The organism is Paraburkholderia sediminicola, from assembly GCF_046027825.1.
Classification (GTDB): Bacteria; Pseudomonadota; Gammaproteobacteria; order Burkholderiales; family Burkholderiaceae; genus Paraburkholderia; species Paraburkholderia sediminicola_D.
On record NZ_JAQQDU010000002.1, the window covers coordinates 166,568 to 187,021 of the forward strand.

Below are 20,454 nucleotides of genomic sequence, written 5' to 3' on the forward strand. Positions count from 1 at the left end.
TCGCGAAACGCCATGGCCGTGTGTTCAGAACATTGGCCGCCCTACTGGCGTCAAGTGCGGTCTTGTCCGGGTCCGTTTCGACGCCCGCGTTCGCGCAAACGGACGGGACGAGCGCGTCGATGGCGAGGGTGTTCGCGCCGAGCGGCACGCTGCGTGCATCGATCAATCTCGGCAATCCGGTCCTGGCCAGTCTTGATCCGGCGACGGGCAAACCGGTTGGCGTGTCTGTCGATCTCGCCACCGAATTCGCCAGACGACTTGGCGTGCCGCTGCAACTGGTCGCGGTCAAGTCGGCGGGTGCCTCGGTTGAAAACGTCAATCAGGACAAGGCGGACATCGGTTTCTTCGCCGTCGATCCGAAGCGCGGGCAGGACATCGCTTTTACCAGGCCGTATGTGCTGATAGAAGGTTTTTATCTCGTGCGCGATACGTCGCCGATCGCCACCAACGAGAATGTCGATCAACCCGGCGTGACAATCGCGGTCGGCAAGGGCAGCGCCTACGATCTATTTCTGACGCGCGAACTGCATCACGCAACTATCGTCCGCATTCCAACTTCGCCGGCGGTTGTGCAGGCCTTTCTGGATCAGCACCTGGACGTGGCTGCAGGCGTCAAGCAACAGCTCGAAAAGGACGCCGCTAAAGTGGGCGGATTGCGGATACTGGACCAGCGCTTCATGGTGATCCGTCAGGCGATGGGCGTGCCGAAGGCCAGGGGCGATGAAGCGGCCGCGTATCTGTCGAGTTTCGTTGAGGATATGAAGGCATCGGGCTTCGTTAAGGCGTCGCTGGAGCGCCATCACATCGCCGGTGCGGCAGTCGCAGGCAATGACGAGTAGTACGCCACGCGTACGTGCCCTGACAAGATCACGGCTGCTTGCGTGACTTTCCCCTGCCCGTCGTTTTCACGGCGGGTGTGCCCCCCTCGTCACGTTCCCGGCTCCATTGTTCAAGGAGTATGTGCGTCTGTTCGCGTATGGTCGATTTGAGCTGTTCGGCTTTCTCTGCATCGATGCTTTTCCAGCCGAGCGCCGTCAGCGTCGAGCGATGTGCGACGTGAAAAATCACCAACTGCCCAAGCAGGCTAAAGGTGCGGATCAGTGTGACCGGATCATCGGCGGCACGCCCGGAAATTCGCGCCACGAGCGCCGCGCTCGCATCGTTTAGCGGCTCGCGGAGTCTGGCGGAAAGAATCTGTGTCGCACTTTCGGGTTCGTGCCCAGCCTGCTCGCGCGCGAAGAAAAGCCGCCGGCCGGAATTGTTCGTTTTCGCGAAGGCGCTGTCCGCAATCGCTTCCTGAATACGGATGAAGGCATCGATCAACGCTGCGGTGCCGGCGTTGTCACGCAGCACCTTCTGCGCATGCTCGACGACTGGCCCGAAGGTCTTCCATGCATCGTCGGCAAGTGCTTCGACGCACGCGCGATACACCCCTTCCTTATTCTCGAAGTAGTACTGCAGCGCGGGCGCGTTCACGCCGGCGCGAGCCGCGATATCGCGCGTCGACGCGCCCTCAAAACCGTGTTCGCCGAATAGTTCGACCGCCGCCTCGATGATCCGGTGACGCGTTTCGTCGCCGCGAGCATAGCCGCCTTCCGGTGAACGGCGCAGCTTCTTTGCGGTGTTCATGCATTGCTCTCCGCGTTTCTCTTTAATACACCCCGAAGGAAGTCCTGCTGGGGGCGCCCCGCCGGAATTCCCCGTAGCAAACATCTTCCGAAATATATCACTTGACACAATTGTAGCGACTGGAATAATTATGCCAACCGGAAATAATTGGACCACTGAGATGTCAACGACCGCAGGCTCTCCCTCCCACCCGATACCCGCCGAAGACGCGCCTGCATCGAGCACCCGGCGTCCGAGCCGGCGAACGGTCCTGATCGCGCTCGGCATAGTCGCGCTGATTGTCGGCGCGGTCTGGCTCGCCCGCTGGTGGACGGTTGGGCGCTTCATCGAAAGCACCGACGACGCCTATCTGCAGGCTGACAGCGTCACGGTCGCGCCCAAGATCGCCGGTTACGTCACGGAGGTTTACGTGGCAGACAATCAGGTCGTGAAGCCTGGCGACCCGCTTGTGCATCTCGACGCTCGCCAGTATCAGGTCGCGCTCAACCAGGCGCTGGCCACGATCGATGCGCGCAAGGCCGACATCGAACGGGCGCAGGCCGACATCAAACAACAGCAGTCCAATATCGCGCAGGCCCAGGCGCAGCAGCAGGTCGCGCAAGTGAACGCGCACCATGCGAGCGACGAAGTGCGGCGCTACGCGCCGCTCGTCGCAACCGGCGCCGAAACCAGCGAACGGCTGGCGGAGCTGACCAGCAGCCGTGATCAGGCAAATGCCACGCTCACCGCGAACGCCGCGGCAGTCGACGCAGCACGCTCGCAGATCGGTTCAGCCACCGCGCAGCTCGCGCAGGCGCGTGCACAACTCGAAGCGGCTCAGGCCAGCGCACAGCAATCGCAACTCGATCTCGACAACACCGTGGTGCGCAGCGTCCTCGGCGGCCAGGTCGGCGATCGCACCGTGCGTGTTGGTCAGTACGTGCAACCGGGCACGCGGATGCTGACGGTCGTGCCCGTGCAAAGCACCTATCTGCTGGCCAATTTCAAGGAAACGCAGGTGGGCCGGATGCGCGTCGGTCAGCCGGTGGAAATGCACGTCGACGCGTTGCCCGGTCATATGCTGCACGGCGTGATCGACAGTTTCTCGCCCGGTACGGGCTCGCAATTCGCGCTGCTGCCGCCGGAAAACGCCACCGGCAACTTCACCAAGATCGTGCAGCGGGTGCCCGTGCGGATTCGTATCGACACGGGCGCGGAGACGCGTAGCGTGCTCTTGCCGGGGCTGTCGGTGACCGTGGATGTCGACACGCGTTCCGCCCGCGATCGCGACGCGCGCATCGATGCCGAGAACCATCGTGGCTGAACCGGGAACCACGACTCCCGCTGCGACGCCAGCCGCACCGCACGCTGAGGAGCGTGCCAGCGTCGGCGACTGGATCGCGGTCGCCGCAGGCGCGCTCGGCGCCTTGATGGCGACACTCGACATCTCCATCACGAACTCCGCGTTGCCGCAGATCCAGGGCGAAATCGGCGCCACCGGTACCGAAGGCACCTGGATTTCGACCGGCTATCTGATGTCGGAAATCGTGATGATTCCGCTCGCGGCATGGCTCACGCGCGTGTTCGGCCTGCGCAATTTCCTGCTGGCGAATTCTGCGCTGTTCATCGCGTTCTCGATGATGTGCGGCTGGTCGCACACCTTACCCATGATGATCGCCGGCCGCATCGGGCAGGGCTTCACGGGCGGCGCGCTGATCCCGACGGCGCAGACCATCATCCGCACGCGCCTGCCGCTCTCGCAACTGCCGGTCGGCATGACCATGTTCGGCCTGATCGTGTTACTCGGGCCGCTGCTTGGACCGGTGGTCGGTGGCTGGCTCGCGGAGAACATCAGTTGGAGTTGGTGCTTCTTCATGAATCTGCCGATCTGCCTTGCGCTGATGACCCTGCTGATCGTCGGCCTGCCGTCAGACCGGCCGCACTGGGAGGCGTTTCTCAAGGCGGACTGGCTCGGCATCGTAGGACTCGCGATTGGTCTCAGTTCGCTCACGATAGTGCTCGAGGAAGGTCAGCGCGAGCGCTGGTTCGAATCGTCGATGATCGTGACGCTCACCTGCGTGTCGCTCCTCGGCATGCTCATGATCGCCGCCTCGCAATTGACCGCCAAGAAGCCGATCATGCGTCTGAGTCTGATGCGCAATCCGAATTACGCGAGTGTGATCGTGATTGTGTCCGCGGTCGGCGCGGCGCTTTACGGCGTGTCGTATCTGGTGCCGCAGTTTCTCGGGGTGGTCGCGGGCTATAACGCGGAACAGTCCGGCGCAATCATGCTGCTTTCCGGGTTGCCCGCTTTCATGATCATGCCGATCCTGCCGAGGCTGCTTGGCAAAGTCGACTTCCGCGTGCTGGTGATCACCGGGCTGGTGCTGTACACCATCAGTTGCATGATCGATATCAGCCTGACGGCGCAGAGCGTCGGGCACGATTTCGTCTGGTCGCAACTGATACGCGGCACCGCACAGATGCTCGCGATGATGCCGCTCAATCAGGCCTCGATGGCGGCCGTGTCGCGCGAAGATTCTGGCGACGCCGCCGGTCTCTACAACATGGCGCGCAACCTCGGCGGATCGATCGGCCTTGCGATCATCGGCACCGTGATCGACCGGCGCACGACGTTTCATACCGCGATGATCCGCGAGTCTGTCAGCGCCAATTCACTGATCGGCCAGGAGAGCCTTACGGCGAACGCGGCGAACTGGTTCGCCCGTACCGGGGACATGGCCTACTCGCAGATGCGCGCGCTTGGACAGCTCGGGGTGCAAATCCAGCAACAGGCCATTGTGATGACCTATTCGGAAACCTTCTATCTGCTCGGCATCGCGCTGCTCGCCTGCATTCCGCTTGCGCTGCTTCTGAAAACGCCGAGCAGGAATGCGCCGCCGCCTCAGTCCGCCGGACACTAATGCCTTCTCATCCCACCATGATGTCCAACCGTCCTTCGTGTTTCGCACTGTCCGCTGCCGCGCTTCTGTTCGCCTTGTCGGGTTGCACGGTCGGCCCGGATTATCACGGCGCACCGCCGGTTGCACAGAACGCCCGCAGCAGCGCGGCCTTCGTGCGTACGCCGGCCGCCGGCACGATCGCGACGCCCGCGCCGAACCAGTGGTGGCTCGCATTCAACGACCCGCAACTGAACGACCTCATCGCCGCCGCCTTTGCACACAGTCCCGATGTGCATATCGCGCAGGCGCGGCTGCGGGAATCGCGTTCGCAATTGCAGCAGCAACGTGCGAACGAACTACCGAAAATCTCGGGCGATGCTGCCGCGCTGCGCATGCGATCACCTGATCTGAGTTCGCTCAGTTCGGGAAGCTCGTCTGGCTCCTCAGGCAGCAGTGCAGCATCGTCGGGTCGCGGCCCGCTGCAGCTCTATACAGCAGGCTTCGACGCCACGTGGGAAATCGACCTGTTTGGCGGCACGCGGCGCGCCATCGAAGCGGCGTCCGCGGATGCCGAAGCCGTCGACGCGGATCTCGCGGACACCCAGGTCTCGCTCGCGGCCGAGGTGGCGCAGGCCTACATCGAACTGCGTGACCAGCAGACGCGGCTTGAACTCGCGCAGCATCAGGCGGAAACCGAACAGAAAATGTTGACGCTCACGCAGCAGCGCCAGGCGCACGGTACGGCAGCGGACCTCGATGTCGAACGCTTGACCACGCAGGTTGAGAACACGCGCGCGACGCTGATTCCGCTCGACGCGCAACTGACCGATTCGCTCGACCGCCTCGCCGTGCTGACCGGTCGTGAGCCGGGCGCGCTGGACGAACAACTCGCCGGCACGCGGCCGCTGCCGGCGCTGCCGGCGACAGTCGCCATTGGCGATCCGTCGGCGATGTTGCAGCAGCGTCCCGACATTCGTGCAGCGGAGCGGCGGCTCGCATCGAGCAATGCGCAGATCGGCGAACACATTGCGGATTTTTTCCCGAAGGTGACGCTGCTCGGTGATATCGGCTTCAGCGCAAGCGATCCGGGCCACCTCGTGCGCAAGAGCAACTTCAGCTGGATCGGCGCGCCGTATCTGCAATGGAATGCGCTTGATTTCGGGCGCACGCTGGGCAGCGTACACGCGGCCGAAGCATCGCGTGACGAAGCCGAGGCCCGTTATACGAAAGCCGTGCTCGGCGCGCTGCAGGACGCGAACTCGTCACTCTCGCGCTATGGGCATCAGCGCGAGCATGTCGTCACGTTGCAAAAGGTGGCAGCATCCGCCAGCCACTCGGCCACGCTGATGCGGCAGCGCTATTCCGCAGGCGTCGCCACGCTGATCGATCTGCTCGACACGCAGCGCCAGGAGTTCACCGCGCAGCAGAATGTCGTCGCGGGGCAGGCGGAGTTGCTCAAGGACTTCGTGTCGATACAGAAAAGCCTCGGCATCGGCTGGCAAACGCAGCAAGGTTAGCGCACGGAGGCCGCCTACCCAGCAGCCGGATCGCTGATGAGATCGCTCCCGTTCTCGATCCGTCCGGCAAAACGCCGCAAGAATGCGCTCTGCACGTCGACCGTGACGCTGAAGTCGTACCAGTTGCCACTCGATGCAACCGGCCAGTTCGTCTCCGCCGTCCCGCCCGCCGCGACCGTGAAGCTCCAGGGGCCGTCGGCACGATACGCGTTCGACACCACCGTGAACGTACACGGCCCCGCGCCGCTATTCATCAGCGTCAGATAGATGGCGCTGTTAGTGAGGTCGTAGCAGACACGAACCTCCGGATTAGCGGCCGTTGCACCCACCGTGGCCGCCACATCGCCCGCAAACAGCCGCAAGAACCCATTTGCGCCGCGCAGTGCGAGACCATAGCGCGTGCCGGTCAACGCCGAACCGCTCCACGAGTCCGTCACTTGCATGCCGGCATCGACCGCATAGCGACGTGGCGGATTCGCCGGCGACGCGACGTCGTACGCCGAGAATGCCGCGCCCTGCGCGCCGCCGTTCGCGACGATCAGCCACAGCGCCGCTGTCGACGGATCGACGCGCGCGCTCGCATGAAACTCGTACGGCAACGCCTTCGAGGGACGTGTGCCCGGTTCCTGTTTCGGCATCGACTGGGTAGTCGGGATCTGCGGCGCGGGCAACGTACTGCATTGCAGGTTCGCCGCGGCGACATAGCCGCTGGTATCCGGCAACGACGGCCAGGTGGCGTCAGGGTTTACAAAGTTGAGCGTCGCAGTCAGGTCGCCGCATATCGCGCGACGCCATGCGCTGATATTCGGGCAGTGCACGCCAAAACGCTTCTCGATGAATTGAATCACCGACGTGTGATCGAACACCTGTGAACACACGTAACCGCCCTTGCTCCACGGCGAAATCACCGTCATCGGCACGCGAAAGCCGAGACCGATCGGCTGGCCGCCGTAGACCTCGCCGGTGGTCGTCATCGTGGTCTTGCCTTCGCTTGCGGAACCGGGCGGCGTCGGCGGCGGATCGTGATCGAAGAAGCCACCCTGCTCGTCGTAGTTCAGCAGGAACACCGTTTTCGACCAGACGTCCGGCGTCGCGACGAGTCCCGCCAGCAGACGCGCGGTCAGATCTTCGCCGTACGAGGGACGATAGTTCGCATGCTCCGACAGCGCCGCCGGCGCAATGATCCACGACACCTGCGGCAACGTGCCCGCGGCGACATCGGCAGCGAATGCCTGCGCGATGTCGGGGACAGTCGCGAGGCCTTTCTTGTAGAGATTGCTGCCAACCGGCGCGGTCTTGAAACTCTGAAACCACGCGAGCGCGTTGTCGTCGAAGTTGTCGGTCTGTTGATAGACCTTCCAGCTAATGTTCGCGGCTTCGAGCGTCTCGGCAAAAGTCGGCCAGCTGAAGCCTGGCGTCGGCTCGGTGTTGTCGAGCGTGGGTGACTGCCCCACTGACAAGCCATTGCTGCCGCTGAACAGATGCAACCGGTTCGGATTGGTCTGCGTGAACACGGAGCAATGGTATTGGTCGCAGATCGTGAAAGCGTCGGCAAGCGAATAGTAGAAGTTCAGATCGGTCCGCGTGAAGTAGCTCATGCCGAGCCCCGGCGCACGCGCCGTATTCCACGCGTTATAGAGACCGTGATTCCACATCGCGATGTCGACCGGATAACTCATCGCCGGCGCGTCGGCGCACATGGCGCTGGTGGTCGTCGAGTCCATGTGGAACGGCAGAATATAGCCGTCCGGATTGCCCGGATACGGCTGCTTCCACACCGCATTGCCGTTAGGCAATGTGATCGCCATCCGGTCGTTGAAACCACGCACGCCGCGCAGCGTGCCGTAGTAGTGATCGAACGCGCGGTTTTCCTGCATGAATACGACAATGTGCTGAATGTCGTTGATCGTGCCGGTGGTGTTGCTGGCGGGCGTCGCCAGCGCATCGCGGATCAGCGCGGGCATCATCGACGCAGCCGCCGATGCGCCGACCGAACCGGCCGCGAGACGTAAAAATTGACGTCTTTGATTCGAAATTGTCATCGGATCACCTTGGAGAAATCAGAGCGCGCGCAACGGCCAACGGGCAGGCGTTGCGCGCGGGGTGTTCATCGGGTGCTTCTGGTTATCGTTCAGTGCAGTTCATGGTGCGCAATGCAGCGTCGACTTCGACACTGCGGGCGTCGACGCGCCCGCGCCGGGCTGACTCGCCGCGGGCGGTGTCGATGCGTCGCTCTTCGGGCCGTCACTACTGCCGCCACCGCACGCGCCCAACAGCAGCACGATCGCGGCTGCGCCGCAGCACTTGATAAGGGCGGAGAGATCCACCTGTGATTGAAATCGGCTCATTGGATCTCCTCGTTCAAGGCAGCAGGGACGACAGCGAGCGCTTCGACGCAAACAGCGAGAGCACCTGCTGCTGCGTGATCACCTTGTTCCACATCGCCAGGTCGTTGTAGACCATCGTGCCGAGCACGCCATTGCCGCGCGAGTAGTAGTTGCCTCGGGCGTCTTCGTTCAGGCCAATGGTTGAATAGATGCCCGCGATTTTCGCCACATTCATCCCGGCGAGACTCAGCGTGCCGCTCTGCAAGCCGTAGGTCGGATCGTCGACGTAGGCCGTCGCAGTGAGCGCAGTCGTGTCAAAAGTCATCGCGACATACACCCACGCATTCTTCGTGAATGCGATCGACAGATCCGCACGCTTGGCTCCGTCGCCGACGTTGAACTTGAACGTGCCATTACTTTCCTGCGCGATGACGAAGCCCGGATTCAGGCCTGAGTTCCAGTCCTTGTTGCCGAGCGCGGGAGAATCGTTCTGCAGGTCGTTCGAGTTGAACCAGAAGCCAATCGAAAATTGCGCGTGAGTGCTGACGTCGTCGGCGAGCTTCATGCCGTTCAGGGCGTTGGCCGCGCTGTTCAGCGAAGCGACCTGCATCGCCTTGCCGCTGAAGTTGTCGGGTACCAGCGATTCGGTCGTGGTCGACGCCGGATCGAACTGCTGCAGCGAAACGCCCGACGTGATCGCGTCAGCGAGACCTGTGTCGAACGAGAAGAAATGAATCAGGCCGCTGGCGAGCGTGCTATCGAGCAGCACCGGCTGCACGTAACTGATCTGCGCGAGCGACGAGACCGGAATGCCGCTGGCGACGAGTGTGTAGTTAAACGTATAGATGCCGTTGGCCGTCTTGCCGAGCTGGCTATCGACGTAAGAAGTCGTGTTGCCGGGCAAGGTCGCGATCAGCGCGCCGTCACGATACAACTGGTATTGCGCGGGCGCGGTGGCCGGAGCGGTCCAGGACAGCGCGAGGCTCGCCTGATCGGCGCCGGGCGTCGAGCTCAGCGCGCGCGGCGCGCTACCGCTGAGCAAGGTCGCTCCGTCGATGGCGTACGTGGTCGGGTCCGGCTGGACCGTGAACCAGCCGAGTACGGTCGGTGTCACGTCGGCCTGGGTCGCGCCGGTCGCGAGTTGCGCGAGCGTCGGCGCGGCCGCGATAGTGCCGGGGGCGGTGGTCGTGCCGGCCACGGTCAGCGGCTGATTCGAAGCAATGAAAGCGGTCTCGTTCGAGAGCAGCGGCAGGCCACTTTCCGTGCCGGTCGCGTCGAGACCCTCATCGGTCGTGACAATCACCAGCCAGTTTTCCTTGACGCCTGACTGGGTTTGCCGCGCCGCTATGGCTGCGAGTAACTGGCCGACTTTCTGGTCGGCGGTTGCAAGGGCGTTCGGATAGTCAGCTTGCAGGCCGGAACTGGCGGCGACCGTAGCCGGCCCGCTCAGGTTCGCGAACACGAAGTCGGCACTGCCGGCGCCGATCGATTTGGTGGCGGCGTCGACCACGCAGCTATCGACCCCCGCGCAATCCACCGCCGCGTCCACGTACCCCGCGGAAACCGCCGGCGACAGCAGCGCGTTCAGCGTGCTCCAGCTATCGAATGCGGCCGTCTTCCAATTGCCCGCCTGCTTGATGCGTTTGAACAGCGTGTCCGTCTGAATCGCCTGGCCAGCGTAATCGTTGCGCACGCCGTGACGGTTGGTCCACGTGCCGGTCAGCACGGTAGCCCAACCGGGACCGGCGAGCGTGGCCTGCTGGGTGGTGGTGCCGCTCACGCCGCCCGCCAGCGCGGGCACGATGGCGAGCTTCGCGAGATTCGGCGCTTTCTGCTGGACGATCGCCTGCTGCAACGCCGTGTACTGCACGCCTGAAATGCCGATTACCAGGGCCTTCTGGCTGGGCGCGCCGGCCGGTGTGCTCGGGACGGCTGGTTGCGAGACGGCCGGCGTGGATGAACCCCCAACACCGCCGCCACATCCTGCCAACCCGATGAAACACGCCAATGCTGTCAGAACGGCAAGCGCACCGCCCCACCTTCGTTGTTTTATGTTTAACATCCGTCGCTCCCAGACAGAGCTGACGAGGCACGATGTTATGCCGGACGTCAGCGGGTGATTGAGGAGCCACGAACTTTACGGAAAGATTATTGCAACACAACACCACATTACACAACAAAACAACAACTCTCTTACAAGTCGTTATCTGACATATTGCTGTCAAGTCGAAGTGAGAAACGCGCGCGCCCGTTCAAGGTGTGGAACAGGCGCGGCTTAGGGCTTTTGAACGCCTCGGATACGCGACTTCGTAACACGGCGTACCCGTCCATTAAATGGGTAGCAATTCCCAGAATACCGGGCGACGGGCTCAAGAACGTACACTCGTCGCCTGTTCCCTGCGCTGAGAGAAACCGTGCCTGTCATCACCTGCATCGAAGATTTACGCGTGCTTGCTCAACGGCGTGTGCCGCGCATGTTCTACGACTACGCCGATAGTGGCTCGTGGACCGAAAGTACCTACCGCGCGAATGAAAGCGACTTCCAGCGCCTGAAACTGCGCCAGCGCGTGGCGGTCAACATGGCGGGCCGCAGCACGCGCACGGAAATGGTCGGTCAGGAGGCCGCCATGCCCGTGGCGCTGGCGCCGACGGGGTTGACCGGCATGCAACATGCCGACGGCGAAATCCTCGCCGCGCGCGCGGCGGAGAAGTTCGGCGTGCCGTTCACCTTGTCCACGATGAGCATCTGCTCGATCGAGGACGTGGCCGCCCAGACCAGCAAGCCGTTCTGGTTCCAGCTTTATATGATGCGCGACCGCGATTTCATCGTGCGTTTGATCGAGCGCGCTCGCGCGGCAGGGTGCAGTGCCTTGATGCTCACGCTGGACCTGCAGATCCTCGGCCAGCGACACAAGGACATCAAGAACGGGCTGTCGGCGCCGCCCAAATTGACCCCGGCGAACCTCATCAACCTCGCGACCAAGCCACGCTGGTGCCTCGGCATGCTCGGCACCCGGCGGCGCACCTTCGGCAACATCGTCGGTCATGCGAAGGGCGTGGGCGATCTGTCGTCCCTGAGCGCGTGGACCGCCGAGCAGTTCGATCCGGCGCTGAGCTGGGCAGACGTCGAGTGGGTCAAGAAGCAATGGGGCGGCAAACTCATTCTGAAGGGCATCATGGATGTCGACGATGCGCGCCTCGCCGCCGACAGCGGCGCTGACGCGTTGATCGTCTCCAACCATGGCGGCCGTCAACTCGACGGCGCGCCCTCTTCGATCTCGGCGCTCCCCGAGATCGCACGCGAGGTCGGCTCGCGTATCGAGGTGTGGATGGATGGCGGCATCCGTAGCGGACAGGACGTGCTGAAAGCCGTTGCGCTCGGCGCGAAAGGTACGCTGATCGGGCGCAGCTTCCTCTATGGCCTGGGCGCAATGGGAGAGGCGGGCGTCACGCAGTGCCTGCAGATCATCCAGAAGGAACTGGACATCACCATGGCCTTTTGCGGCCACACCGACATCCGTCAGGTGGACGAGCGGATCCTGCTGCCTGACAGGCGCTGAAGGCAGGCGTTAGAGCCAAACGCCTGGCGGCAGGAGATTGCCAGTGCGTTTGTCGTGAGCACATGCTTACGCCTGCGCTTCGCCTGCACACTTCATCTGCGGAAATAGCACGCCGCTACGGATGCGGGGTAAGCGATGTCAGCTCTTTCTTGATGTCTTGGCGACAAAGGGCGTCGGCACATGCTGACACGCCTCGCTTCCGCACTTCGGACAACTCGGATGGGCGCTCTGATGTTCAGCGAGGTGTTCAGCGTGTTCGAACAACTCGCCACACTTCTCGCAACGATATTGGTACGTCGGCATGGCTCTCCTCCAACACGAATCCCACCTGCGCTGGCCAGATACGACTCGCCAGCACGATCCACTACAGTGACAATCCATTCTAGTGCAGCAAATGCGCAGTCATGCGCCTTATCTCAGCCGGTGCCGACGGGTTACAACGACGCCACCCGCGACTCGCGCTTCCGCTGACGGCGGGTTCGTACTAGGCTTGATTGTGGAAGGCCATCGCCGGCTTGCGAAACGTGACGAACCGGCATCCGCTGACGAAAGCAGCCTCCCCCCGGTGTTCCCGGCGCCATAGCGCGAGGTCCGATATGCAACTGCTTACGGTAACAATCTCCAAACCCGAAGCGACGAACTTCATCCTGGGGCAAACCCACTTCATCAAGTCAGTCGAAGACCTGCACGAAGCCATGGTCGGTACCGTTCCGGGTATCAAGTTCGGTGTGGCCTTTTGTGAAGCATCGGGTAAGCGTCTCGTGCGCCGGTCCGGCACCGACGCCGATCTGATCGAGTTGGCGTGCCAGAACGCCATGGCCATCGCTGCAGGCCACTGCTTCGTGATCTTTCTGGGCGATGGTTTTTTCCCGGTCAATGTTCTGAATGCGATAAAGGCGGTGCCGGAGGTTTGCCGGATCTTCTGCGCGACGGCGAATCCCACGCAGATTCTGGTTGCCGAGACAGACCAGGGGCGCGGCATCCTGGGTGTGGTTGACGGGTTCCCGCCGCTCGGCGTGGAAAACGAGGAGGACGTTCAATGGCGAAAGGACCTGCTACGTGCTATCGGCTACAAAGCTTAGGCACGGTTACGCTCATTCCGCGACATGCGCGTGTGCGACATGCGCGTGTGCGACGTGCGTGTTCGCGACGTGCGCGCCGGCCTGCCTGAACCATGGAACATCTGCCTCTCCAGCCCGGCACCCTGTGGCCGGCCATCCTGCGCCAGACTGAGCATGCGCTGCGCTGTGGCGCACTGCGACCGATCGAGACAACCCAGGCGGTGATTGAAGAAGGTGGCATACGCTTCCTTGTCCGCCAGGTCTCAAGCCTCGCCCGCAAGGAGGAAGCGCGGCAAGCGCCTAACGTTACGGCCAGGACGAGCAGCGCGGTCAATCCGTTCCTTCCTTATGATCCGAACCTCTTTGTGGCCGATATCTTGGACACTCACGTCGCCTTGCTCAACAAGTTCAACGTCATCGACCATCATCTTCTGATCGTGACCCGTTGTTTCGAATCGCAGGAAGCGCTGCTCAATCTCGCGGACTTTGCTGCATGGTTCGCCTGCATGGCGGAGTTCGATGGTCTTGGTTTCTACAACGGCGGCGCGGACGCCGGTGCGAGTCAACCTCACAAGCATCTGCAGATCGTGCCGCTGCCGCTCGGAGAATCAGGTCCGGCAGTTCCCATTGAGTCTGTTCTTGAGACCGCGTGCATGGAGGGCCCGATTGGCAAACTACCCGGTCTGCCTTTCAGGCACGCATTCGCCTATCTGGAACAGGCTCCTGCCGCCGCAAGGCACGCCGCCAACGCCGCGTTCGATTGCTACCTCGCGTTGCTCGAAGCGGCTGGCTTGCGAGCGATCGAAGTGAATGGCGAGTTGCACCAGTCAGCACCGTACAACCTGCTTGTTACCTCGCGATGGATGTTGCTCGTGCCAAGGTCGTCGGAACGTGTCGAGGGAATGTCGGTGAATGCGTTGGGGTTTGCGGGATCGCTCTTCGTGCGAGATGCGGCACAGATGCAAGTCATCGAGCGGCTCGGTCCAATGACCGTGCTGCAACGCGTCGCAGTCCCTATCGTCATGGGGCAATCGGGCTAAGCAGGTTCAATCGATACTCGTAGCAGCGGGTCATAAAGCATGGCACGGGCTACGACAAGAAAGAGGCCCGTGCGAAACAGGTACAGGTGAATCAGAACGATCGTCGCTATTTCTCTGGTCACCTAAAATATAGGCATGGCTCTGACCTCAAGGGAGGTTGCCATGACCGAGTCGATGATCAGTTTTGTAGTAGGAATCGTGGTGGTGCTATGCATCGTAGTATTTACAGCCACCCGCTACAGGCGGGAACATAAGGACCAACCGGTTGCGCGCTGGCTGGACGCACATCCGATCAAGAACTGGCTGCACCATAAGCACTGAATGGCGCAAACTGATTTCTGAAGGGGCGCAGCGCCTGAAAATGGCGCCAGGCCATTTTCGGCCCGCGCCGCCTCTTCAGCTCTCACACATCCACGATGACCTCGAAGCCACCGTAAATCAGCCGCTTGCCGTCGAAAGGCATCGGATTCACATCAGACTGCAACCGCGGATCCTCCATCACGGCTTTCATGCCTTTATCCCGCACCTGACGCGACGGCCAGACCACCCACGAGAACACCACCGTTTCGTCATCCTTGCGTTTGACGGCCATCGGAAACGAAGTCAGCTTTCCGTCCGGCACGTCGTCTCCCCAGCACTCGACCACCTGTAACGCACCGTTCTCCTTAAAAACGCCCGCGGCCATTTCGGCCTGCTTTATGTATTTCTCGCGGTCGACCGTGGCTACAGGCACGACAAATCCATCGATGTAAGTCATGAACGCGCTCCTTTCTGACTAAAAGTCCAATAGGGGCAGAAAGCGACGATGCCCGGACCGGCGCCGCCGCCCTCCTCCTATGAGCACGACGAACGACACGCCATGAAATCGACAACGATCGTGTTGTCGTCACCCGATCCCAGGGAAAAAACCAGTGGACGGGCAATTCGCATGGTGTAGCATCCAATCGTTACATCAAACAATGTAACAATAATCGATGTCATCATGACAGGCGGCCGTGCGACCGTCGGACAGCATATTCGGGAGGCATGTATGGGTGACAAGACCATTCCACACGTCAACGTGGACGAACTGGCGCAGTTCCGCGAAGTCCAGCAACTGGCCTATCGGTGCGTCGAGCGCGTCGGCGAGATGCTCCAGCCGGGCATGACGGAAAAAGACGCCGCCCGGCTGCTGACCGAATGGTTGCAGGATCACGGCGTGCATGACTGGCTGCACAAACCCTTCGCCTGGTTCGGCGATCGTACCGCCTTCGAGGGATTTTCCGGGCTGTCGCACATGGCCGGCTTCAATCTGGCTTTCTTTCCGAGCTCGCGCCGGCTGGAAGAAAACATGCCGGTCATTCTCGACGTGGCGCCGGTGCTGAACGGTGTGATCGCCGATGTCGGCTACGCCACCTGCTTCGGTACGAATCCCATTCTCGAACAACTGAAGGACGACCTGGCCGAACACCGCGAGCTGATCGTCAGCATGGTGAAGCAACGGCGCACGCTTGCGGACGTCGCACGCGCGGTCGACCAGTTGTGCAGAAAACAGGGCGTGGAGCCGCGCCACAAGGCCTATCCGTTCAAGGTGCTTGCACATCGTGTGGCGAAGCTGAACAACCCCACCAAGCCGCGCTTCGTGGCGCGTTTCGGCCTGAACGCCACGCGCAATCTCGTCCTCGACCAGGTGAGCGCAGGCAAGAAGGAAGGCTGGTCGCCGTTATGGTCGATCGATCGTCGCTCGGATCATGCGCCGACGCCTGGCCTGTGGGCCGTCGAGCCGCATCTCGGTTTTCAGGGCGTAGGGGCCAAGTTCGAAGAACTGCTGGTCATCACCGATGACGACGCCTACTGGCTCGACGACGATCTGCCGCATGTGCGCCGCTGGGCGCAGCGCAGGCAGACGCAATTCGCTGCATGACGGAGGCAAACATGCAGCTCTTGACCGAACCCGTACCGCCCACGCTCTATGAGGCGCCGCCCACCATGCACCGTGTCGATTTCACAGTGCGCTCGGGCGACGTGACGCTTGCCGCCAAGGCGTGGGGCCACCCCACCCGGCCAACCGTGATGCTGGTGCACGGTTACCCGGACACCAGCGAAGTCTGGGACTCGCTGGCCGCGCTGCTGGCAAACGACTTCCACGTCGTTGCCTACGATGTTCGCGGCGCGGGCCAATCCACTGCGCCAAAACGCACGTCGGCATACCGGCTGGACAAACTCACTGACGACTTTATCGCCGTCATCGACGCCGTAAGTCCCCAACGCGCCGTCCATCTGGTCGCGCACGACTGGGGCTCGATCCAGGGCTGGGAATTCGTCACGGAAGAGCGCTTGCGCGGACGCATTGCCTCGTACACCTCATGCTCCGGCCCGTGTCTCGACCACGTCGCTTACTGGATGCGAGCACGGCTGCTGCGCCCCACGCCGCGCTCGATCGGCAAGCTCCTGGGTCAACTGGTGCGGTCCTGGTACGTGTTGATGTTTCACTTGCCGGTGCTCCCCGGCCTGACCTGGCGCGTGTGGCTCGGCCGCGCGTGGCCGCGGGTGTTACGTCGAGTGGAGAAGACAACGATCGCGCCTCGTCCGACACAAACGCAGGACGGCGTACGCGGCGTATCGCTGTATCGCGCCAACTTCATCCGCTGCCTGTTCACGCCGCGCAAGCGCTACGCGCACGCGCCGGTTCAGGTGATCGTGCCGACGCTGGACAAATACGTCAGCCCGGCGCTGTCCGAAGATCTGTCGCGCTGGGTGCCGACCTACTGGCGCCGCGAACTGGTCGCGCGGCATTGGGTGCCCGTCACCCATGCCGAACAGATGGCACGGATGGTGCGTGAACTCGTCAATCACACTGAAGGCGGCACCGAACCGGATGCCCTGCAACGCGTGCGTATGGACGCCTCGCGTACGAGCACCCCGCGCAAACCACTTAGCGGCAAGCTCGCGGTCGTGACCGGCGCGGGCAGTGGCATTGGACGATGCATTGCACTGGAGTTCGCGAAGCAAGGCGCGTCCGTGATGGCGGTCGATATCGACGCGGCAAGCGCGGACCGCACGGCTACGCTGGTCAAACTGTTAGGCCAACAGGCCTACGCGCGCAAGGTCGACGTGGGCAGCGCGGATCAAATGGAAGCGCTGGCAAACTGGATCGGGATGGAACTGGGTGGCGCCGATATCGTGGTCAACAACGCCGGCATCGGCATGGCAGGCGGTGTGCTCGACACCTCGGCGCAGGACTGGGAGCGGATTCTCCACGTCAACCTATGGGGCGTGATTCACGGTGCGCGTCTGTTCGCCCGGCAGATGGTGAAGCGCGGCAATGGCGGCCACATCGTCAACACGGCCTCAGCCGCGGCCTTCGCGCCCTCGCGCGACCTGCCCGCCTACGCGACCACCAAGGCCGCCGTGCTGATGTTGAGCGAATGCATGCGCGGAGAACTCGCGGAACACGGTATCGGCGTCAGCGCGATCTGCCCGGGCTTCGCCGAGACCGGCATCATGGCCTCGACCCAGTATGTCGGCACCAGCGCCCAGGACCAGGAACGCATGCGCCAGAAAGCCACCAGGCTTTACCAGATGCGCGGCCTGCAACCCGAAACAGTCGCGAAAGCAGCACTCCACGCGGTCTTGCACAACAAGCCTGTGGTCGCCATCGGCATCGAGGCGCATTCCATGCGTTTCATCTCGCGCCATCTGCCCTGGCTAGCCCGGGCGCTCGCCCGCCTCAGCATGGTGCCGCGTTGACATCAGCACATCAGCGTTGACATCACCCACCGGACGCCGGAGACCGTCATGACCGAAGAACACACCCAATACAAGATCAAGGCACGCCATGTGAAGTTCGACTGGAGCCAGACGCCTATCCAGTGGATTCCCGGTGACCCGTCGAGCACACACATCATCAATGTGCTGAACCTGCTGTTCCCCGCCGGCGAACTATGGTTCTGCCGCGTCTACAACAAGGCGCTACCGCTCATCACCGACCCGGCGTTGCATGATGACGCACAGGGGTTCCTCAGGCAGGAAGCGGTGCATTCGCGCTCGCACGGCGGGGTTCTTACGCACTACTACAAGGCCCACGGCATCGACACGCAACCCTTCACCAAAAAACTCGACTGGCTGTTCGGCAAACTGCTCGGCGAGGAACCGCTTGGGCTGAAGATCGGTAAAACGCGCTTCTGGCTGCGCCAGCAGCTTGGCGTCATCGCCGCGCTGGAGCACTTCTTCGGATACCTCGGCAATTGGGTGCTCAATGCCGACGGGCTCGATGCCGCGCATGCCGACCCAATGATGCTCGACCTGCTGCGCTGGCACGGCGCCGAAGAAGTCGAGCATCGCACCGTCGCCTTCGACATCTTCCGGCATATGGGCGGCACCTACTTCGAACGCTGCTTCCACATGCTGTCGACCGTCATCCTTCTGCTGTACTTTCTCACGCGCGGCGCGCGCTTCATGCATCAGCGCGATCCCGGCGCCGGCACGTACCGAGGCTTTATCCTCGGCTGGCGCGCTGGAGCGCGCCGCCGCTGCCTGCCGTCGTTCTGGAAAATGATCGCGGCAGCGCTACGCTATTTCAATCCGCGCTATACGCCGCATCACGAAGGTTCTACCGAACAGGCGCTGGCTTATCTTGCCACTTCGCCTGCTGCGCAGGCCGCGGCGCATGGGGGCAACTGGGTGCGTGATGCGAATTGATGCGACGGCGTTACTGACATCGAAGAGAGGCGATCAGGGGACGGCTGGGTCAGCGTCATTACCGCGCGTTGCCGGCGCGGAACAGCCGTCACCAGGGTAAGGCTACTGCGCCCCGCCGTCCTGGCTCATCACCAGTGCGAGCGACTCGGACAGAATCGATTTCGCCAGTTTGTCGTCGTCCACTGCGCGCGCAAGCGTAATGGCCCCCACGATGGTCGCGACAATACCCAGCGCCGGAATTTTGCTGTCGCTGGATGCGGCCTGCGCGATGCGTGACGCCAGTTTGTGCACGTATTTTGTGAGCTGTTCCCTGACGTCCGGATTCGCATGGCGTGCTTCCCCGGCGAGTGCGCACAGCGCACATCCATTGCCGGGATTCTTCACGTGACGCTCGCTGAGGAAACCCTCGGCGATGGACTGCAGAGGCGTTTCCCCATGCTTTCCTGCCCCCGTTGCGAGAGACGCGATGCGCTTCTCGCCCTGGATGACTGCGTGGTCGAGCGCTTCCAGGATCAACGCATCACGCGACGAAAAATGGCCGTAGAACGCGCCATGCGTGAGCCCCGCACTGCGCATGCAGTCGGCGACGCCAAGCGCCTCGATGCCGTGTTCACGAATCTGCCGTGACGCGGTCTCCAGAACGCGCTGCCTGCTCTCAGCCTTCTGTGCCTGCGAATAACCCATTTTTCGCCTCCCTACCCTTGACAATCTGCATGATGACTATAATACTGAATTTCTGCATGATGCTCAACATACACAATGAGATGTTGACGGCACACATGCTGATTCGGATGCAGCGGCCATCTGGCACTGCTAACAGGCTTTAACACCAGGTTTTCGCGCCGTCAGCCCGCATGGCTCTCGACGTGATCTCACGGCGTAATACACAGGAGAAGGACATGCGTTTTACTGGAAAGACAGCGCTCGTAACCGGCGGCAACAGCGGCATTGGCTTTGCCGCGGCGAAGCTTTTGATCGCTGAAGGCGCCCGTGTTGCGATCACTGGCCGCGATCGCGCAAAACTGGATCAGGCAGTATCCGAGCTCGGCGAAAACGCGTTAGGCATCCAGGCAGATCTCGACGATGAAACCGCGATCGCGTCGATGTTCAAGCAGATCCAGCAAGCATTCGGGTCGCTCGACATCGTGTTCGCCAACGCCGGGATCTCCGGGCCGACACCGCTTGGCGGCACGACCGCCGCTACGTTCGAGGCGATTCTTCGCACCAATCTCACCGGCGTCTTTCTCACGGTTCAATCGGCCCTCCCGCTGATGAGCGCGGGCGGCTCGATCGTATTGAACGGGTCCGTGATGCGCGAACTGGGCTCGCCTGGGTCAGCCGCCTATTCCGCCACGAAGGCTGGCGTCACTGCGATGGCAAAGGTGTTTGCGTCCGAACTCGTGCAGCGTGGCATTCGCGTCAACACCGTGATCCCAGGCGGCACACGCACGCCGATCTGGACGCGTGGCGCACGGGCCGGCGCGACGCTCGACGCGACCGAAGAGGCGCTCGCACCGCGTGTTCCGCTGGCTCGCCTCGCCACGCCCGAGGAAGTTGCCAGGGCCGCGCTTTTCCTCGCGTCCGACGATGCTTCGGGAATCACAGCGGCGGAAATCGTCGTCGACGGTGGCACGACGGGTGCGCCATGGGGCGCACCCTTGTTCCGCAAAGGGTGAGTGGGCACGACTTTCCGGTCACCGCCGGATCAGCTCAGGGCTGCGACGCGCAGCCTTGAGCTACCGGCGTTTAGCTGCGAAA

Annotated in this window: 19 protein-coding genes; 12 read left to right on the forward strand and 7 right to left on the reverse strand. The window is 62.4% G+C overall.

Annotated elements, in window-relative coordinates; all coding sequences use genetic code 11:
• Positions 1–119 precede the first annotated feature (119 nt).
• Positions 120–839, forward strand: a complete 720-nt coding sequence (locus PQQ96_RS01915) for an ABC transporter substrate-binding protein (RefSeq protein ID WP_408288165.1) — start codon at positions 120–122, stop codon at positions 837–839.
• Between the two features lie 28 nt (positions 840–867).
• Here PQQ96_RS01915 and PQQ96_RS01920 read toward each other — a convergent pair whose 3' ends face one another.
• Complete coding sequence (locus tag PQQ96_RS01920) at positions 868–1,629, reverse strand: CerR family C-terminal domain-containing protein (RefSeq protein ID WP_408287992.1); 762 nt, start codon at positions 1,627–1,629, stop codon at positions 868–870.
• Between the two features lie 160 nt (positions 1,630–1,789).
• Here PQQ96_RS01920 and PQQ96_RS01925 point away from each other — a divergent pair, with 160 nt between their 5' ends.
• The 3 genes from PQQ96_RS01925 to PQQ96_RS01935 are packed head-to-tail and all read left to right on the forward strand — an operon-like array spanning position 1,790 to position 6,028.
• Positions 1,790–2,932 carry an HlyD family secretion protein gene (locus PQQ96_RS01925; protein ID WP_408287994.1) on the forward strand — a complete coding sequence of 381 codons (1,143 nt, stop codon included), beginning with the start codon at positions 1,790–1,792 and terminating at the stop codon, positions 2,930–2,932.
• On the forward strand, positions 2,910–4,532 hold the full coding sequence (locus PQQ96_RS01930) for an MDR family MFS transporter (protein ID WP_408287996.1): 1,623 nt from the start codon (positions 2,910–2,912) through the stop codon (positions 4,530–4,532). Before PQQ96_RS01925 ends, PQQ96_RS01930 begins: the two co-directional genes overlap by 23 nt.
• A 17-nt stretch (positions 4,533–4,549) precedes the next feature.
• Positions 4,550–6,028, forward strand: coding sequence for an efflux transporter outer membrane subunit (locus PQQ96_RS01935; protein WP_408288167.1), 1,479 nt, complete (start codon positions 4,550–4,552; stop codon positions 6,026–6,028).
• Positions 6,029–6,042: 14 nt separating this feature from the next.
• Here PQQ96_RS01935 and PQQ96_RS01940 read toward each other — a convergent pair whose 3' ends face one another.
• From PQQ96_RS01940 to PQQ96_RS01950, 3 genes are all read right to left on the reverse strand, one after another.
• Complete coding sequence (locus tag PQQ96_RS01940; protein WP_408287998.1) at positions 6,043–8,070, reverse strand: phosphocholine-specific phospholipase C; 2,028 nt, start codon at positions 8,068–8,070, stop codon at positions 6,043–6,045.
• 99 nt (positions 8,071–8,169) lie between these two features.
• Positions 8,170–8,376: a hypothetical protein gene (locus tag PQQ96_RS01945; protein WP_408288000.1), complete on the reverse strand. Its 207-nt coding sequence runs from the start codon at positions 8,374–8,376 to the stop codon at positions 8,170–8,172.
• Positions 8,377–8,389: 13 nt separating this feature from the next.
• Positions 8,390–10,417, reverse strand: coding sequence for a LamG-like jellyroll fold domain-containing protein (locus tag PQQ96_RS01950; RefSeq protein WP_408288002.1), 2,028 nt, complete (start codon positions 10,415–10,417; stop codon positions 8,390–8,392).
• A 352-nt stretch (positions 10,418–10,769) separates the two neighbouring features.
• Here PQQ96_RS01950 and PQQ96_RS01955 point away from each other — a divergent pair, with 352 nt between their 5' ends.
• On the forward strand, positions 10,770–11,915 hold the full coding sequence (locus PQQ96_RS01955; RefSeq protein WP_408288004.1) for an alpha-hydroxy acid oxidase: 1,146 nt from the start codon (positions 10,770–10,772) through the stop codon (positions 11,913–11,915).
• Between the two features lie 138 nt (positions 11,916–12,053).
• Here the strand turns inward: PQQ96_RS01955 and PQQ96_RS01960 are convergent, their stop codons facing one another.
• Positions 12,054–12,218: an FmdB family zinc ribbon protein gene (locus tag PQQ96_RS01960; protein ID WP_074288347.1), complete on the reverse strand. Its 165-nt coding sequence runs from the start codon at positions 12,216–12,218 to the stop codon at positions 12,054–12,056.
• 293 nt (positions 12,219–12,511) lie between these two features.
• Here PQQ96_RS01960 and PQQ96_RS01965 point away from each other — a divergent pair, with 293 nt between their 5' ends.
• From PQQ96_RS01965 to PQQ96_RS01975, 3 genes are all read left to right on the forward strand, one after another.
• The gene (locus PQQ96_RS01965; RefSeq protein WP_408288007.1) at positions 12,512–12,997 is read left to right on the forward strand and encodes an adenosine-specific kinase; all 486 of its coding nucleotides are present in this window, start codon (positions 12,512–12,514) and stop codon (positions 12,995–12,997) included.
• A gap of 92 nt (positions 12,998–13,089) precedes the next feature.
• The gene (locus PQQ96_RS01970; RefSeq protein ID WP_408288010.1) at positions 13,090–14,016 is read left to right on the forward strand and encodes an ATP adenylyltransferase family protein; all 927 of its coding nucleotides are present in this window, start codon (positions 13,090–13,092) and stop codon (positions 14,014–14,016) included.
• Positions 14,017–14,178: 162 nt separating this feature from the next.
• Positions 14,179–14,337 carry a hypothetical protein gene (locus tag PQQ96_RS01975; RefSeq protein ID WP_408288013.1) on the forward strand — a complete coding sequence of 53 codons (159 nt, stop codon included), beginning with the start codon at positions 14,179–14,181 and terminating at the stop codon, positions 14,335–14,337.
• Between the two features lie 82 nt (positions 14,338–14,419).
• On the opposite strand, the gene PQQ96_RS01980 is transcribed toward PQQ96_RS01975, so the two are convergent.
• On the reverse strand, positions 14,420–14,773 hold the full coding sequence (locus PQQ96_RS01980) for a DUF1428 domain-containing protein (protein WP_408288016.1): 354 nt from the start codon (positions 14,771–14,773) through the stop codon (positions 14,420–14,422).
• Between the two features lie 273 nt (positions 14,774–15,046).
• On the opposite strand from PQQ96_RS01980, the gene PQQ96_RS01985 reads away from it, so the two are divergent.
• From PQQ96_RS01985 to PQQ96_RS01995, 3 genes are read left to right on the forward strand one after another with little or no spacing between them, the layout of a single operon-like run.
• Complete coding sequence (locus tag PQQ96_RS01985; RefSeq protein ID WP_408288019.1) at positions 15,047–15,919, forward strand: M24 family metallopeptidase; 873 nt, start codon at positions 15,047–15,049, stop codon at positions 15,917–15,919.
• A gap of 11 nt (positions 15,920–15,930) precedes the next feature.
• Complete coding sequence (locus PQQ96_RS01990) at positions 15,931–17,745, forward strand: SDR family oxidoreductase (protein ID WP_408288022.1); 1,815 nt, start codon at positions 15,931–15,933, stop codon at positions 17,743–17,745.
• 48 nt (positions 17,746–17,793) lie between these two features.
• Positions 17,794–18,696, forward strand: a complete 903-nt coding sequence (locus tag PQQ96_RS01995; RefSeq protein WP_408288024.1) for a metal-dependent hydrolase — start codon at positions 17,794–17,796, stop codon at positions 18,694–18,696.
• A 102-nt stretch (positions 18,697–18,798) separates the two neighbouring features.
• Here PQQ96_RS01995 and PQQ96_RS02000 read toward each other — a convergent pair whose 3' ends face one another.
• Positions 18,799–19,380, reverse strand: a complete 582-nt coding sequence (locus PQQ96_RS02000) for a TetR/AcrR family transcriptional regulator (protein WP_408288027.1) — start codon at positions 19,378–19,380, stop codon at positions 18,799–18,801.
• A gap of 215 nt (positions 19,381–19,595) precedes the next feature.
• Here PQQ96_RS02000 and PQQ96_RS02005 point away from each other — a divergent pair, with 215 nt between their 5' ends.
• Positions 19,596–20,372, forward strand: a complete 777-nt coding sequence (locus tag PQQ96_RS02005; RefSeq protein WP_408288030.1) for an SDR family NAD(P)-dependent oxidoreductase — start codon at positions 19,596–19,598, stop codon at positions 20,370–20,372.
• Positions 20,373–20,454: the final 82 nt, after the last annotated feature.